At 69.1% G+C, this 15,983-nt stretch carries 13 protein-coding genes; 6 read left to right on the top strand and 7 right to left on the bottom strand.

Annotation, left to right across the window (positions count from 1 at the left end):
- Window positions 1-173: 173 nt before the first annotated feature.
- The 3 genes from P2T62_RS09460 to P2T62_RS09450 all read right to left on the bottom strand — a co-directional run bounded on the left by P2T62_RS09460 (window position 174) and on the right by P2T62_RS09450 (window position 3,227).
- Window positions 174-845, bottom strand: coding sequence for an anthranilate synthase component II (locus tag P2T62_RS09460; RefSeq protein ID WP_276261150.1), 672 nt, complete (start codon window positions 843-845; stop codon window positions 174-176).
- Complete coding sequence (locus tag P2T62_RS09455; protein ID WP_276261149.1) at window positions 842-2,395, bottom strand: anthranilate synthase component I family protein; 1,554 nt, start codon at window positions 2,393-2,395, stop codon at window positions 842-844. Before P2T62_RS09455 ends, P2T62_RS09460 begins: the two co-directional genes overlap by 4 nt.
- 73 nt (window positions 2,396-2,468) lie before the next feature.
- A complete protein-coding gene (locus P2T62_RS09450) occupies window positions 2,469-3,227 on the bottom strand; it encodes an NRDE family protein (RefSeq protein WP_276261148.1) in 759 nt (252 codons plus the stop codon).
- 106 nt (window positions 3,228-3,333) lie between these two features.
- On the opposite strand from P2T62_RS09450, the gene P2T62_RS09445 reads away from it, so the two are divergent.
- The 6 genes from P2T62_RS09445 (at window position 3,334) to P2T62_RS09420 (ending at window position 10,706) form a co-directional block, all read left to right on the top strand.
- Window positions 3,334-5,217 (top strand): ATP-binding protein, encoded by a 1,884-nt coding sequence (locus tag P2T62_RS09445; RefSeq protein ID WP_276261147.1) that lies wholly within the window; start codon window positions 3,334-3,336, stop codon window positions 5,215-5,217.
- Between the two features lie 206 nt (window positions 5,218-5,423).
- Window positions 5,424-6,218: an SDR family NAD(P)-dependent oxidoreductase gene (locus tag P2T62_RS09440; RefSeq protein ID WP_276261146.1), complete on the top strand. Its 795-nt coding sequence runs from the start codon at window positions 5,424-5,426 to the stop codon at window positions 6,216-6,218.
- A gap of 115 nt (window positions 6,219-6,333) precedes the next feature.
- A complete protein-coding gene (locus P2T62_RS09435) occupies window positions 6,334-7,755 on the top strand; it encodes an ABC transporter substrate-binding protein (RefSeq protein WP_276261145.1) in 1,422 nt (473 codons plus the stop codon).
- 1 nt (window position 7,756) lies between these two features.
- Complete coding sequence (locus tag P2T62_RS09430; protein ID WP_276261144.1) at window positions 7,757-8,629, top strand: branched-chain amino acid ABC transporter permease; 873 nt, start codon at window positions 7,757-7,759, stop codon at window positions 8,627-8,629.
- Window positions 8,630-8,631: 2 nt separating this feature from the next.
- Entirely contained in the window at window positions 8,632-9,891 is a 1,260-nt protein-coding gene (locus P2T62_RS09425) for a branched-chain amino acid ABC transporter permease (RefSeq protein ID WP_276261143.1), read from the top strand.
- Complete coding sequence (locus P2T62_RS09420) at window positions 9,888-10,706, top strand: ABC transporter ATP-binding protein (protein ID WP_276261142.1); 819 nt, start codon at window positions 9,888-9,890, stop codon at window positions 10,704-10,706. Before P2T62_RS09425 ends, P2T62_RS09420 begins: the two co-directional genes overlap by 4 nt.
- Before the next feature lie 118 nt (window positions 10,707-10,824).
- Here the strand turns inward: P2T62_RS09420 and P2T62_RS09415 are convergent, their stop codons facing one another.
- The 4 genes from P2T62_RS09415 to P2T62_RS09400 all read right to left on the bottom strand — a co-directional run bounded on the left by P2T62_RS09415 (window position 10,825) and on the right by P2T62_RS09400 (window position 15,913).
- Window positions 10,825-11,952 (bottom strand): hypothetical protein, encoded by a 1,128-nt coding sequence (locus P2T62_RS09415; protein ID WP_276261141.1) that lies wholly within the window; start codon window positions 11,950-11,952, stop codon window positions 10,825-10,827.
- A gap of 169 nt (window positions 11,953-12,121) precedes the next feature.
- Window positions 12,122-13,300 carry a hypothetical protein gene (locus P2T62_RS09410; protein WP_276261140.1) on the bottom strand — a complete coding sequence of 393 codons (1,179 nt, stop codon included), beginning with the start codon at window positions 13,298-13,300 and terminating at the stop codon, window positions 12,122-12,124.
- A 193-nt stretch (window positions 13,301-13,493) separates the two neighbouring features.
- Window positions 13,494-14,642 carry a PGF-CTERM sorting domain-containing protein gene (locus tag P2T62_RS09405; RefSeq protein WP_276261139.1) on the bottom strand — a complete coding sequence of 383 codons (1,149 nt, stop codon included), beginning with the start codon at window positions 14,640-14,642 and terminating at the stop codon, window positions 13,494-13,496.
- 113 nt (window positions 14,643-14,755) lie between these two features.
- Entirely contained in the window at window positions 14,756-15,913 is a 1,158-nt protein-coding gene (locus P2T62_RS09400; protein WP_276261138.1) for a hypothetical protein, read from the bottom strand.
- Window positions 15,914-15,983: the final 70 nt, after the last annotated feature.

Here is a 15,983-nt window from a genome sequence, read left to right as displayed (position 1 = left end):
CACTGACGGACAGGCTCGAGGCGACCGCCGCTTCTCGCGCTTCCTCTACTGTTGGACACCTGGGACCCGGTGTCTAGATATCACACGCTTTTTCCAGATATAATGGCCCTACACAGTAAATATGGCCAACATATTTGTTGAAAACGCATATTTTGAGGATATACTTGCAGGTATCAGAGCGATCCGCAGAACGATGCCACGAGCCGTTCCCCGGCGTCGGTGAGGATGGACTCGGGGTGGAACTGCACGCCGGCGTGCGGGCGGTCCCGATGGCGGACGCCCATCACCACCCGCTGTTCACCCTCGGACCCGTCCAATGAGCCGCCACTGGCCTCGCTCGCGGGGACGTCGTCGGTCCAGGCAGTCACCGCCAGCGCGTCCGGCAACTCGCCGCGCTCGACCGCCAGGGAGTGGTACCGTCCGACCTCGAACCGCTCGGGAAGTCCCGCGAACACCCCGGCGCCGTCGTGCCGGACCGTCGAGGGCTTGCCGTGGACGACCTCGGGGGCGTGGCCCACGGTGGCGCCGTGGGCGGCACAGAGCGCCTGGTGGCCGAGACACACCCCCAGCGTCGGGTACGCCAACTCGCGGAACACTGGTATCGAGACACCCGCCTCGGCCGGCGTCCCTGGCCCGGGCGAGACGACGATGCCGTCCGGGTCCAGCGCCGCGATATCGTCCGTATCGACGGCGTCGTTCCGGCGGACCACCACCTCGGCGTGCGCGCCGACGTACTGGACGAGGTTGTAGGCGAACGAGTCGTAGTTGTCGACGACCAGCACGGTCGGCCGGCCGGGGTCGGCCCCCGAGCGCTCCGTGCTTCCGGCGCCGGTATCCGCGCTCAATCCGCCGACACCTCCTCGACCGCGAGGTCGGCATCCGCGAGCGCCTCGTCGACGGCCGTAACGAGCGCGCGACCCTTCGCCAGCGTCTCGTCGTACTCAGCATCCGGGTCCGAATCGTGGACGATACCCGCGCCGACCCGGAGCGCGTACTGGTCACCAGTCCGGACCAGCGTCCGGATGACGATGTTGCAGGTGGCAAGCCCGTCGAAGCCGAAGATCCCGACGCTCCCGGTGTAGGGGCCGCGCCGTGTCGACTCGACCTCGTCGATGAGTGCCATCGTCTTCGGCTTCGGCGCGCCCGTGATGGTGCCGCCGGGGAAGGTCGCGGCCAGCGCGTCCGCCACGTCGTACCCCTCGCGCAGGCGGCCCTCCACCAGCGAGACGAGATGCATCACCTCGGCGTAGCGGTCGACGCGGCGGTACTCGCGAACGTCGACGGAGCCGTACTCGGAGACCTTCCCCAGGTCGTTGCGCTCCAGGTCGACGAGCATCGCGTGCTCGGCACGCTCCTTCTCGTCGCCCGTGAGGTCCCGCTCCAGGTCGCGGTCGGCCTCGGGGGTGTCGCCCCGCGGTCGCGTCCCGGCGATGGGCTCGGTGAGCAGGTGGGTGCCCTCCTGGCGCGGGGCGACATCCAGCAGCAACTCGGGCGAGGCGCTCACGAGGTCGACGCCCGGGAACTCCAGGAGCGAGGAATACGGTGCCGGATTCACCCGCCGCAGTGCGGCGTACGCCGCGACGGGATGGACGGCCGCGGGCGCGACGAGCCGCTGGGAGACGTTGGCCTGGAAGGTGTCGCCGTCGCGGACGTGGCGCTTGATGCGGCGGACGCGCCCACGGAACGCGGCGCGGCCGCACTCGCTCTCGAACGTGGCGCGGTCGGCGAGGACGGGTGGGCCGCCAACCCCGGGGTCGCCGGTGGTCATCCGGTCGGCCAGGCCCCTCGCCCGGGCGAGGCCGTGCGCGTACGCGGCCCCCACGTCCGGGTGTGCGTCCAGCCGTGGACACGCCGTCACGCGGAGCGAGGTCCGTTCGCCGCGGGGCTCCTGCCACGCCGCCATGCGGTCGAAGACGCCCAGCTGCAGGCGCGGCAGGCGGCGGTCGTCGGTCGTCGTCTCGGGCAGGTCCTCCAGCTCGCGCGCCACGTCGTAGGAGAGCCAGCCGATGGCGCCGCAGGGGTACGGCACGTCGCAGTCGCCACGGGCGAGCGTCTCGCCATCGAGGACGGCCCGGAGCGTGTCTAGTGTGGGTGAGTCCGGCGGTTCGAACGGCCCGGGGGCGTCGCCCCTGTCGCGGCCGTCGGCCGCCGACTCGACCGTCACCGCGTCCGGGCCGACCTGCACCCGTGAGACCGGGTCGACGGCGAAGTAGCCCCAGCCCTCCTGCCCGCCGGTGGTCTCGAGGAAGACACCGCCCGGGCCGTCGCGGGCCCGGCGGTAGGCGTCGAACGGGTCGGCCACCTCGATTCGGACTTCGACCGGGACGCGCGCGTGGTCCGGGGCCGAACGGGCGACCCGTTCGAACGCGTCACGGCTGGTGACGACCCTCGTCATCGCCTGTGGAGTGGTGGTCGGTGACTAACCGTCTTGCGGTCGGTGCAGTCCTGCGGCGCCGGGCCGGACCGACCTACTCCCGCTCCGCGAGCGGGCCGTCGAACCCCGGAACCGGCTCGTACTCGGTTTCGCAGGGCTTGCCGTCGGCGTACTCGAAGACGGCACCTTCTGGACCGAGCCGGAGCAGCGAGGAGGACTGGGTGCCGAAGCCGTCACCGTGGATGCAGCGGCCGTACTCGGGGTCGCCCAGGACGGCGCCCGCGCGCTCGGTCCACTCGAGGGCCGTCTCCCCGGGTTCGGGCTGGAGCACCTCGCGGACCCGGTTCGTGTCCTCGGCCTGCTGGAGCCCCACGTCGGGGCGTTCCTCGGGGACGAAGTAGTTCCCGTCCCACCCGACGTTGACGACGACGTGGACGCCAGGGTCGAAGTTGCGGACCGAGAGGCGGCCGTCCCAGGAGCAGATGATGGCGGCGTTCGCGTCCGCGAGGACGAGGTGGAACGGGTTGTAGCCGCCCTTCTCGACCGTCCGCTCGACGAACCGGGCGGCGTCCTCGGCCGTCTCGTGGCCCAGTGCGTCCTGCACGAGGAGCCCACGGGAGCGCTCGCCACCGGTGAGTGGTTTCCACCGGTTCGTGATACCGACGAAGAGGCCGGCCTCGTTGTAGCCCATCCACGTGCCGCCGGCCTGGTCGTCGCGTGGCGCGACGTAGCGCCGGGGTCCATCCCGGACGGCCGGCGGACTGCTCGGACGACCGTCCGCCTCGTCACGGTTGGCCGCGACCGTCACGGGGGCGTCCGCGAAGACCTGCCAGGCGAGGACGAGGGTGCACACGGCGCCGTCTAGCCGGCCCGAGGGGATAAATCCGCGTGGCCGCGACGGCGGACCACTTCCACCGTGCGGCGAACGGTAATACGGGGGGCCGCACCACCGTCCCCGCATGACGGATTCCGACTCGGACCTCGGTGATTTCGCGAGTTTCACGCCCGACGAGGACGAGGACGGGGGGTCCGACGACGGGACGGACGCCGCCGGAGCCACCGACACCGCCGACGCCGGGGACGGCGCCGAGGCGGCCGGGAACGGCGCGTCCGTGGCGGGCGACTCGCGCGTCGACGAGGCCGACCGGTTCGACGACATGGCGGCGACCCCGACCGGGGCCGACGAGGGGCTGGGCACGCTCTCGGCCTCGGAGGGGCTGGTCATCAGCGAGGACGAGCGCGACACCCGGATGAAGGCCTACGTCACGGTGAACAACCGCTCGCGCGTCCGCATCGGGAAGTACCTCGTCGCGCCGTACCCCGACGAGGAACTGCTGTTCTCGCGCATCACCGCGCTGGAGTACGCCCAGGAGTTCCGCTCGGACGACGCGACCGAGATCCACGCGCGCCGCGCGATGCGCCAGGACGCCGCCGACGAGCGCGACTACAAGTTCATGGCCACGCTGGAACCGCTCTCCGTCCTCTATCGGGAGGGCGGGGAGCTCCGGCGGCGGATGGCCGACCGCGTCCCGCGGCCGGAGACGGTCGTCCGGGAGGCGACCGACGAGACCGAGATCAAGACGGGCCTGAAGATCCCCGAGGACGGCGTCTTCCTCGGCCACCTCGCGGTCGGCGGGGAGAAGGTGAAGACCGGGGCCTCGCCGCCCACCGTCGACTACCGGCTCTCGGACTCCTACGAGTCGGGCGACCCGCTCGTCTTCCGGCACGCCCTCGTCGCCGGGGGGACCGGCTCCGGGAAGACCCACGCCACGAAGAACGTCCTCCGACAGTACCTCGGGCGCACGTACGAGATGGACGACGACCGGACGCCCGGCGTCGCGGTCGTCCAGTTCGACCCGCAGGACGAGTACGCCCAGATGCACGACGACAACGACGCCATCACGGACGAGGAGGCCCGTCGCTACGAGCGCGAGGGGCTCCAGTTCGGCGGCTACGACGACACGAAGGCCTTCGTCCCGCAGGTGGGGTCGGCCGGCTACTCCGGGGGCCACCACCGAGCGGAGCAGGTCCCGTTCACGGTGCCGTTCTCGATGGTCCGCGAGCGGCCCTGGCTCGTGGCATCGGCGGGGCTGAACGACAACCAGTATCCCGCGCTCCAGCGGTTGCTGGAGCGGTTCTTCCGCCAGCACGGCGATGGAGGCACGTACGACGAGTTCACGTCGTTCCTCGACGACCCGGCGCTGCGCGAGGAGCTCCACGAGTCCGGGCAGGTCCACGAGGCCACCTTCGACGCCGTCCGCCGGCGCGCCTACGGCTTCGGGAGCGTCTTCGACCAGGACGCCCAGCCCATCACCGACCTCGTCAACGAGTTCGTCCGACCCGGGGGCCTCTCGACGGTCCCGACCTACCACATCAACTCCTCGCGCGAGGCGACGACGGTGGTGCTCGCGGTGGCCTCCCTGCTCGTCGACCAGAAGCTCTCGAACGACCCCACGTACGACCGCATCAAGGAGACGCCGCTCGTCCTGGGGATGGACGAGGCGCACAACTTCCTCACCGACGCCGACAGCGTGCAGGCGCGGAAGGTCGTCTCGAAGTTCTCCGAGGCCGCAAAGCAGGGCCGCAAGGAGCGCCTCGGATTATTCCTCATCACGCAGGACCCCCAGGACATCGCGGACCCCATCTTCAAGCAGGTGAACACGCGGCTGGTCCTCAACCTGGGTGACGAGGACGCCGTCTCCGCCGTGAACCTCCCCAGCGCCCTGGAGGGGAAGGTCCCCTACTTCGAGAAGGGCCAGATGGCCGTCTACTCCCCCGACAACTCAGAGCCCGTCGAACTCATCGGATTGTCGAACTGCCTGACGAAGCACGGCCGAGATTGACGCAGTTCTGCGACAGGCCGTCGAATTCTTGAATTGGCCCAGGTATTGTCGGAATATCGCGACGTTTTCCGAACAATTCGATCTTGCACTCACCGACCGTCCCCCGTCACCGACGGTTCTGTCGGGACAGGGTAGTTCCCTCCGGCGTTCCTACCCGAACACGCCGTACGTAGCTTTATATGTGACCCGTTCACAGGGAAGCGGTAATGAGCGATGACGACGTCCCGGCGTTCGATTTCCCCGGAGCGTTCGACCTGTCGGGCGAGGTGGCCGTCGTCACCGGCGGGTCCCGTGGCATCGGCCGGGCCATCGCCCACGGCCTCGCCGCGGCGGGCGCCGACGTGGCGCCCGTCTCCCGGACTGCCGGGGACGTTGAGGCGGTCGCGGCGGAACTCGCGGAGTACGGCGCCCGGACGTGCGTGACGACGGCCGATGTCACCGACGAGGCCGACGTGAACGACTGCTTCGGGACGGTGACCGACGAGCTCGGCCCGCCGTCGGTGGTGGTCAACAACGCGGGGGTCAACCCCGAGGCGGCGCTGGGCACCCCGGACCAGGTCGACCCCGAGGGGTTCGACCTGGTTAACAACGTTAATCTCCGTGGGGCGTACGCGTGCGCCCACGCGGCGGCCGACCACCTGGCGGCGAATGGGGGCTCGCTGGTGAACGTCGCCAGCGTCGGGGGGCTCGTGGGACTCCCACGGCAGCACCCGTACGTCGCCTCGAAACACGGGCTCGTGGGACTGACGAAGAGCCTCGCACTCGACTGGGCACCCGAGGTGCGGGCCAACTGCCTCGCGCCAGGCTACGTCGCCACGGAACTCACCGAGGACCTGACCGAGAACGAGGAGCTGGCGGCCTCTATCCGGGAGCGAACGCCGCTCGACCGGTTCGCAGAGCCGGAGGAGATCGCGGCCCCCACGGTCTTCCTGGCGTCGCCAGCAGCGAACTATCTCACCGGCGCGACCATCGCCGTCGACGGTGGCTGGACGGCCCGGTGAGGCGACGCTCGGGGCGGGCTCGCTCCCGGAGTGACCACTACCGACAGATTATAGTGTAACCGATATACGACGGCCCCACACATTTATGTGGGCGTTGGCCTAACGTGCCGCCGGAATGGCTAACGATGGAAAACAGCACGATACGAACGGAAGCGGGACACAGAACGGGCGGGGGGACATCCCCTCCAACAGGCGGACCTTCCTGAAGGTTACTGGCCTCGGAGCGACGGGTGTTGCCGCCGGCCTCGCGGGCTGTACCGGCCCCTCGGACGGCGATGGCGGTGACGGTGGCGACGGCGGCGGCGGCGGCGATGGTGGCGGCGGCGATGGTGGCGACGGCGGTGGCGGCGGGGAGAGCCTGCCCGACCCCATCAAGATTGGCGTCATCGGTCCGAAGGACTCGGCCGCCGGTCAGTCCATCATCGACGCGGCGAACCTGCGTGCCGAGCAGTTCAACGAGAACGGCGGCATCGGCGGGTCCGAGGTCGAGACCATCGTCAAGGACAACAAGGCCGACCCGAACACCACGGTCAGCGTCTACAAGGAGCTCATCGAGGGCGAGGGCGTCCACGCCACGACCGGCATCTTCGGCTCCGGGCAGCTCGTCGCGCTCCTGGGGCAGATCGCGAGCGCTCAGACCCCGTTCCTCGGCACCGGGGCGGCGACCGAGAAGGCGACCGCACGCATCGCCGATAACTACGAGAAGAACAAGTACTTCTTCCGCGTCGGGCCGAACAACACGACGTTCCTCGGGGAGTCCGTCCTCACGTACGGCGAGAGCAAGTTCGAGAACATGGGCTGGGAGCGCGTGGCCCTCCTCGCCGAGGACTTCGAGTGGACCGGCACCTACGTCGACGACCTGCGGTCGAACCTCGAGAGCCGGACCGGTGTCGAGCTGGTCCAGACGGAGGTCGTGGCCGAGGGGACCCAGGACTTCAACCCCATCTACGACCAGTTCGAGAACAAGAACATCGACGGGGTCGTCGTGGGGCTGGCCCACACCGGCACCAACGCGCTGGTGCAGTGGGCGAAGAACCAGCGCCCGTTCGGCTTCGGCGGCATCCACGTGCCGACGCAGTTCCCGTCGTACTTCGAGGCGACCAAGGGCGCCTCCATCGCGACGTTCAGCCTCACCTCCGCGGTGGCGAACTCGCCCATCACGGACAAGACCCAGCCGTTCGCGCAGGCCTACCAGGACAAGTACGACCGGCTTCCGGTGTACACCGGGTACATCACGGCGGACGCGATGGGCGTCCTGAAGAGTGCCATCGAGGCGGCCGGAACGGTCGACAGCGACACGCTGGTCTCCCAGATGGAGAAGACCAAGTACACCGGAACGACCGGGACGGTCAAGTTCTTCGGAAAGGACGCGGATTACCCGCACGACGTGGTCCCGTCATTCGCGGCCGACGAGGAGGGCGTCCCCGGCGTCTACTTCCAGTGGCAGACCGACGAGAACGGTGAGGGCGTCCAGGTGCCGATCTACCCTGACCGGTTCGCACAAGCCGAGTACAAGTCCCCACCCTGGGTCAACTAGAATGGCCTCCCTAGTCTCCGTCGGCATCAACGTACTCCTGCTGGGGGCGTTGTACGCACTGGTAGCGACAGGTTTCACCCTCATCTTCGGCGTCGGAGGGGTCCTGAACCTGGCCCACGGTGCCAGCCTGACCATCGGTGCGTACAGTGCGTTCTACCTCGCGAACACGGACATCCTCGGGGGTTCGACCATCCTCCTCGCCCCGCTCCTGGCGCTGGTGGTCGGCGGCCTGTTCTCCCTCCTCCTCTGGAAGGGGATGATCCGGTTCGTCACGGACAACCCGGTGTCGGTGCTGATACTGACACTCGTGGTGTCGCTCATCGTCGAGCAGGTGTTCCTCGCGCTCGAGACGGCCCAGCCCGTGGTCGTCCCGAACCTGGTCGATGGGACGGTCAACATCGGCAGCATCGGCATCTCGGCGAACCGGCTCGTCATCTTCGCCGTCTCCTGGGTGGTCATCGGAGCCCTGTTCTACTTCGTCAACGAGACGCGGACGGGGAAGGCCATCCTGGCGACCAGTATGTCGACGCGGGGCGCGTCCCTCGTCGGCATCAACGCCGAGCGGTCCTACACCTACACCTGGATCATCGCCGGGGCGCTGGCCGCGCTGGCCGGCGTCTTCCTGGCGTCGTTCCAGAACGCCAACCCCCTGATGGGTCGGAACCCGCTGTTGCTGTCGTTCTCCATCGTCATCGTCGGCGGCCTGGGCTCCATCCGCGGGAGCGTCATCGGGGCCTACCTCATCAGCCTGCTCGACCAGCTGACTGTATCGTTCATCAGTTCGCGCCTGACCGGCGTCTCGGCACTCATCGTGCTCGTGATCGTGCTGATGGTCAAACCCGAGGGCCTGTTCGGCCGTGAACTCGTCGAGTAACCATGGCAGAAGCATCAACAACCGAAACGGCCGAGGCGGAGTCGGAGCTGAGCAACGAGGAGCGGTCCCTCCTGGACCTCATCAACCCGGTCACGCTGCCGACGCGGCACAAGCTCGGGCTGGTGGGGCTCCTGGTGCTCGGTCTCCTCCCGGTCGCCCAGGGGTACGGCATCGACGTGGGGTTCTTCGCGTTCACCGTCGACTCGCTGCTGCTGGACATGCTGACCGGCGCGATGTTCTTCGCCGTGTTCGCGATGACCTGGGACTTCGTCTCGGGCTACACGGGGGAGATCAGCTTCGGGCACGCCATCTTCTTCGGCGGCGGTGCCTACTCGAGCGCGATTCTGCACACGCAGCTCGGACTCAGTCTGTTCGTTACCATCCCCCTCGGGATGCTCGTCGCGGGACTCATCGGCCTGCTCATCGGCGTCCCGTCGCTCCGGCTGCAGGGCCCGTACTTCTCGCTGGTGACGCTGGTGGCACCCATCATCGTGCTCCGCCTGTTCGTCTTCTGGCCGGAGATAACCGGGGGAGCGACCGGGCTGCTCGGCGCCGGCACACTCACCACCGACACGGTGGAGATCTACGTCATCGGGTTCGGCGTGTTCGTCATGGCGCTGGCGGTGTTCCTGCTGTTCACCCGCTCGGACGCGGGCATCGTGCTGACGGCCATCCGTGAGGACGAACTGGCGGTCGAGGCGGCCGGCCTCAACCCGGCGAAGTTCAAGATCTTCGCGTTCGTCCTGTCCGGACTCGTGGGCGGCCTGGCCGGCGCCATCTACGTCCACACGTTCCTGACCGGCATCGCGAACCCCAGCCAGCTGATCGCGCTGGTCATCAGCATCGAGATCATCGTCGCCTCCATCCTCGGCGGCATGGGCACCATCGTCGGTGCCGCCATCGGCGGGCTGTTCTTCCACATCCTCCGGGACACCCTCCGGGGCGTGGAGACGACCGTCCCCGTCGTCGGCGTCCCGGTGGCGGACATCTACTTCCTGCTGTTCGCCATCGTGACGCTGGTGTTCCTGTTCTTCCTGCCCGAGGGCATCCTGCCGCGGATGCTCCGGGCGGGTAGCCAGATCGAGGACCGCATCCGTGGCCAGTTCGGGGGCGAACCCACCGCCGACGGCGGGCAGCCCAGGGCCGCGGAGCGCCGACGGGACGCGCGCGGACGCGGGAAGCCGCCGCTGCGGACGGTCGTCGAGAACTGGACCGAGGAGCTGCGTGAGCTGTTCGACGACGACCGGGGTGACCGACCATGAGCACCGACACCCCGGACGGCGAGTCCTCGACGGCCGACGCCACACACGGCGTCACCGATCCGGACCGCCAGTACGGTCCCGACGACGGTGTGCTGGTGGCCGACGGCCTCACCAAGCGGTTCGGTGGGCTCGTGGCCGTCGACGACCTCTCGTTCGCCGTCGAGGAGCAGGAGATCCTCGGCTTCATCGGCCCGAACGGCGCCGGCAAGTCGACGACGTTCAACTGCATCACGGGCGTCTACCCCCCGACCGAGGGGAACGTCTACTACAACGGCAGGGACGTGACGGGCTCGAGCTTCTACGGCATGGTCCAGAACGGGATGGCCCGGACGTTCCAGGAGTTCCGGCCGCTCGAGGACCGACCCGTCGTCAGCAACGTGCAGATCTCGCTGGTGCCGGACAAGCTGTTCTCGACCTCCGGGCTGCGCGGGCGGACGAAGGCCCGTGCGGTGGAGATCTGCCAGCGCGTCGGGCTCGGCGACCGGCTCCACCAGCTCCCGGACGAGCTGCCCCACGCGGACATGATCCGGCTGGAGATCGCACGGGCGCTGGCGACCGACCCGGACCTGATGCTGGTCGACGAGCCGTTCGCGGGGCTCGCGGGCCCCGACGTCGCGGAGCTCTCCGAGCTGATGGAGAACCTCCGACAGGACGGGACGACGTTCATCGTCGTCGACCACAACATGCGTGGCCTGCTCCAGCTCATCGACCGGGCCATCGTCATCAACTTCGGCGAGAAGATCGCCGACGGGACGCCGGAGGAGATCACCGACAACCCCGCGGTCCGGAAGGCCTACCTCGGCTCCGAGGACTGACGGCCCCGGCGACCGCGGCAGCCGTCCCGGCTTCTTGCTGACCCGACGACCGCTCGACAGCGTGACGTAGCGGGGATGGAGGGCGGTCGTCGTCAGGATTCGCCCCGGAAGGCGCGTCTCAGTCGCGCCGGAACGCGAGGAGCGCCGCCGCGAGCAGTCCACCCAGGGCCGCGAGGGCCCCGAAGCCCGGCCCGGCACCGGCGGTCGGTGTCGCCGGACCGGGACCGCTGGAGCCGTCACCGCCGGCGGTCGTCGCCGTCGGGCTCGCCCCACCGGAGCCACCATCTTCCCCGCCCGGGCCGCCACCGCCGGAGCCACCATCCCCCCCATCGCTGGTGGTCGTCGCGGTCGGGGTGGTCGTCCCGGCGCTACCGCCGGAGCCACCGTCACCCGAGCCGCTGGAGCCGGCGTCGGTCTCGGTCGGCGTCGCGGTCGGTGTCGCGGTCGGTGTCGCGGTCGGGGGGGCCGTCGGGGTGGCCGTCGGGGTGGCACTCCCGCCGGAACCGCCGCCGCGATCCGGCGTCGGCGTGGCGGTCGGTGTCGCCGTGGTCGAGCCCTCGTCGCTCCCGTCGTCCGTGCCGTCCTGGCCCGGCGGCGGGCCGAGTTGCTCCTCCGCCTCGGCGCGCGAGGAGCAGTCGCAGACGTAGACGTAGTGACTGGTCGTCGACTGCGAGAAGTCCGCCGTCGTGTCGCCGTTGGTGCTGCCGTTGATCTTGCCGTCGATCTGGTACCAGCCCGGTTCGGACGGGGTCTGGATGCAGTTGTCGCCGCGGGCGACGATCTGGTCCTCGGGGGCGACCGCGACCGGTTCGCCCGCGAGCTTCTCCTCCTTGTAGAACTTCACCGTGATCTGGTGCTTCTCGAAGACGATCCGCTTGTACGCCGAGAGGAGGCTCTCGTCGGTCTCGGTCCCCGGGTCGTCGTTCCCCCGGTCGAGGCCGAACGCGCGGACCTTCGAGGAGCTGCAGCTGTCGAACTGGAACGCCTGGGAGGAGAGGACGATGGTGTGCATCGCCTGCATCTCCTCGCGGAGCCCCGCCGCGTAGTAGTTGTTCGCGTCGGTGGTCCCCGGGGCGTGGTTGTCGAGCGTCGCCGTGAAGTTCGCGTCGGCGCCGTGTGGCGACGCGGCGGCCGCACTCGCGCCCGCCGGCCCCACCGCCAGGGGGGTCGCCGCGAGCGCACCGAGCGGTGCCGCGAGGACGAGTGTCGCTACTACCAGTACTGTCGGCCCGTCGTTCCACCACATCGTTTCACGCCCAAACCGTGGCGTGAGACGGAAGCATATTGCCCCGTCACCTGACGGCTTGTTTTTACTCGACCCCCGTTCGATCTCGAATGGGCTGGCGGACGAGCCCGGAAGGGATTCGCTTCCCAGGACAGGAAGCGGGCCCCGGGAGACGACGGTCCCGTCGCGGTCAGTCCCGACGGAGGGGCAGCAGCCCTGCCCCGAGCAGTCCGGCGACCGCTGCGGCCGCGCCGAAGCCCGGACCGGTCCCGGCCGTCGGGGTCCGGACCCCATCGGCTGCGGAACCGCCGCCAGCGCCGGTACCGCCGTTCGTCGCAGTCACGGTCGCGGTCGCGGTGTCGGCGGCTCCACCGTCAGTTCCGCCGGCGCTCGTCGCGGGCGCCGTCTCGACCGGGGTATCTGTCCCGCCATCACCGCCGGCCCCACCATTGCCGGGCGTGGCGGTCGGGGTGGTGGCTCCCGCCTTACCGCTCCCGTCGTTGCTGGGTGTCGCGGTCGCGGTCAGGGTGGGTGTCGGCGTCGCGGTGGCCGTCACGGTACCGCTATCGGCGTCGCTTCCGGGGGTCGACGTCGGCGTCGCCGTCGGTGTCGGCGTACTCGAGCCGCCGCTACCGGAGTCGCCGTCACTGCCACCGTCGTCGTCCTGCCTCGGCGGCGGGCCCAGCGTCTGCTCGGCCTCGGCTCGCGAGGAGCAGTCACAGACGTAGACCCATTGCGAGAGGTCACGGATCACGTAGTCCGTGTCCGTCCCGCTGGCGTCGGAGTCGACGTGACCCGTGATGGTGCCGTTGATGCGGTACCACCCCGGCTCGGACGGATTGTCGTAGCAGTTGCTCTGTGCCGCGACGATCTGGTCGTGGACGCTGCCCCGGACCGGTTCACCCGCCAGCTGCGACTCGCGGTAGTAGACGATATCGATGAAGTCCTCCTCGGAGGTGTAGGTCTTGAACGCCGTCAGCAGGGATTTGTCGGTGTTCGTCCCCGGGTCGTTGTTGCCCCGATCGATGCCGAAGGCACTGGCGTCGCTCGGCTCGCAGTTCGAGAACCCGAAGTCGTCGGAGACCAGCTTGATGCGGTAGAGGGTCCCGTTCTCGGTCAGTCCGGTCGCGTAGTGCTCCGCCGCGCCATCGACGTAGCCCGGCTGGTGGTTCTCGAGGATGAAGGTGTAGTTGATCTCGTAGACCTGGTCGTCGTCGTCCTCGGCCGCTCTCAGCTCCTCGCCGTTGGAGACGTCCCCGTCGGTCGCGCTGGGGAAGTCCTCCGCGGCCACGAGTCCTGCCCCGGCCACCGACGCGAGGACGAGGACCCCCGCCACGACGAGTGTGCGTGTCGTCCCGTTCCCGTGCATACGTGGTCGTCAACGAACGGGGAAACCGTCATCGAGATTTGCCTTCACATGAGAGGGGTACTTTTGTGAACGGTTCGGAGAGGCCCCCAGATGGGCTGTGGCGACAGGTACCGCGACCAGACGATCCGAGCGGAGCCCCGTATGAATGGCCGTTTCATTACGGTAGCCCGGTCCCGGCGTCCGACGGCGGGACTCAATCCCGACGCAGTGCGAGCAGCCCGGCCACCAGGGCACCGACGAGGGCCGCACCGACGCCGAAGCCGGGGCCGGCGCCGACGGTCGGTGTCCGTGGCGCCCCATCGGCACTGCCGTCCTGACGGGCCTGGCCGCTGCGGGTCGCCGTGGTCGTGTCCCCGGACCCGCCCGCGCCGCCCGCCGTGGCTGTCGCCGTGGGACTCGCTCCGCCGTTCCCATCACCGCTGCCCGAGGCCGAGCGTTCCGTCGTGGCGGTCGCGGTGGGTGTCACGGTCGCGGTGGCCGTCGGGTCGGCGGTCGGAGTGGCGCTCCTCGTCACCGTGGCCGTACCGGTCGATGTGGCTGTCGCGGTCCCGTCGCTGCCGCCCTCGCTCCCGGGCGTCGCGGTAGCAGTCGCGGTGGCCGTCGGCGTGCCCGAACCGCCACTATCGCCGTCGCCGCCGTCGCCGCCCTGGCCCGGTGGCGGCCCCAGGGTCTGCTCGGCCTCGGCCCGCGAGGAGCAGTCACAGACGTAGAAGTAGCCGGAGAGGTCCCGGACCTTGTAGTCGGTCGTGGTGTCGCCGTTCGAGGAGCCGGTGATGGTGCCGTTGATGCGGTACCAGCCCGGTTCGGATGGGTTGTCGTAGCAGCCGGACTGGCCGGCGACGACCTGGTCGACGGTGTAGAACTTGATGGGACCCCCGGCCAGCTTGTCCTCCCTGTAGTACTTGATGTCGATGAAGTCCTCCTCGGAGGTGTACTTCTTGAACGAGGTCAGCAGCGAGACGTCCGTCCCCGTCCCCGGGTCGTCGTTGCCACGGTCGATGCCGAACGCGTTGGTGTTGTCGGGCTCGCAGTTGCTGTACCCGATGGCCTCGCTGTAGAGCTTGATCCGATGGAGGGTGATGTTCTCGGTCAGCCCCACCGCGAAGTGGCGGGCCGACCCCTCCGCACCGGGCTGGTGGTTCGCGGGGACGAACGTGTAGTTGGTATCGAGGAGCTGGTCGTCGTCGTCCTCGGCCGACTTCAGTTCCTCACCGTTCGATACGTCCCCGTCCGTCGCACTCGGAGAGTCCGCGGTCGCGCCGAGACCGACTCCCGCGACCGACGCGACCACCAGCAGTGCGACCGTCGCGAGTACCGTCCGCTGCCGTGCACTAGCACTCATCGAGTCACTCGTTGAACGGTAAAGAACAGGTTGAATGTTCTGTAAGTAGTCAGAGGACCATTTATCAACCGTCGTTACAGGACGACAGGCCGGTGGAGGCCGGCGGGCGGTACTCAGTCGCGCCGGAGCGCCAGCAGTCCGGCCAGCAGTGCGCCCCCGAGGGCCGTCAGCAACCCGAACCCGGGACCAGCACCGACCGTCGGCGTCGAGGGCGGTCCGCCGGCGCCATCCTGTGCCGGCTGCTGGGCCGCGGTGGCGGTCGCCGTGGCTGCGCTCGCACCCCCTCCGGAGCCGCCCCCACCGGACGCGGCCGTCGCAGTCGCCGTGCTCGTTCCGGCGCCGCTCCCGCCACCGCCGTCGCTGCCGTCGTTGCTACCGTCACCATCGCCCGGTGTGGCGGTCGCCGTCGCGGTCGGCGTGGCCGTCGCCGTCGCGGTCGGCGTGGCCGTCGCCGTCGCGGTCGGCGTGGACTCGCCCGACCCACCGCTCGACGCTGTCTCCGTCGCGGTCGGCGTGGGCGTCGCGGTCGGGGTGCTGCTGCCGCCGGAACCGCCGTCGGAGCCGCCGTCACCGTCGCCGTCCTGCCCCGGCGGCGGGCCCAGCGTCTGCTCGGCCTCGGCCCGCGAGGAGCAGTCACAGATGTAGATCCACTGCGAGAGGTCACGGATCTTGTAGTCGGTCGTCGTGTCGCCGTTCGAGGAGCCGGTGATGGTACCGTTGATGCGGTACCAGCCCGGCTCGGATGGGTTGTCGTAGCAGCCGTTCTGTGCCGCGACGATCTGGTCGTAGACCGACCCGCCGATGGGGCTGCCCGCGAGCTTCTCCTCCTTGTAGTACTTGATGTCGATGAAGTCCTCCTTGGAGGTGTAGCTCTTGAACGAGGTCAGCAGCGAAACGTCCGTGTTCGTCCCGGGGTCGTTGTCCTTCCGGTCGATACCGAACGCGGCCGTGTTGTCGGGCTCGCAGTTGCTGTACCCGAAGTCCTCGCTGTAGAGCTTGATCCGGTGGAGCGTCGCGTTCTCGGTCAGCCCCACCGCGAAGTGCCTGGCGTCGACCTCCTTGCCCGGCGTGTGGTCGGCGATGACGAAGGTGTAGTTGATGTCCTTGACCTGGTCATCGTCGTCCTCCGCGGCCTTCAGCTCCTCCCCGTTCGAGATATCCCCGTCGGTCGCACTGGGGAAGTCCTCCGCGGCGACCAGTCCAACACCGGCGATCGACCCGAGAAGGAGTGTCGCTACAACCAGCACCGTAACGCCGTTGGTTCCGTCCATTCGCTGTGTCCGGCGTCTAGCCCGACCGTATCAAAGGCCTTCGTCCGGCGATTTCTGGCCATTGATATTG

The organism is Haloglomus litoreum (assembly GCF_029338515.1).
GTDB lineage: Archaea > Halobacteriota > Halobacteria > Halobacteriales > Haloarculaceae > Haloglomus > Haloglomus litoreum.
Note: the sequence above shows the minus strand (reverse complement) of the source record. Positions and strands in the feature narration are given on the sequence as shown.